This is a genomic window from Bacillus nitratireducens (genome assembly GCF_001884135.1).
GTDB lineage: Bacteria > Bacillota > Bacilli > Bacillales > Bacillaceae_G > Bacillus_A > Bacillus_A nitratireducens.
This window is the reverse complement of record NZ_MAOC01000082.1, coordinates 1-310: the sequence shown is the minus strand read 5'-3', so window position 1 is coordinate 310 and position 310 is coordinate 1. Positions and strand designations below refer to the sequence as shown.

The window sequence follows — 310 nt, the reverse complement described above, 5'->3', positions numbered from 1 at the left end:
ACTACGCCTGCTAATGCTTTTTGGCTCTCTTTATCTACTTTTGTAATTTCTACTGAACCTTTATCTAATAGTTCATTCTCTACTTTCATTGACAGGACTGTCGTCATACCTTTTGTAATTTCGAATGATACTGGTTCTGTTAGTTTTTTGTAACCTGGTAAGCTTTCTTTCTCTACTAGTTTGTACTTTCCTACAGATAAGTCTGAGATTTTTGCTTTTCCATCTTTATCTGTTGTTACTTTTGTTACTACTTTTCCTTGCTCATCTTGCACTTCAAAGACTACGCCTGCTAATGCTTTTTGGCTCTCTT

General features: G+C 35.2%; 1 protein-coding gene. It reads right to left on the bottom strand.

What is annotated here, in order from left to right:
- On the bottom strand, window positions 1-310 hold a 310-nt coding region (locus BAU23_RS22015; protein WP_131802515.1), incomplete at both ends, for a prealbumin-like fold domain-containing protein.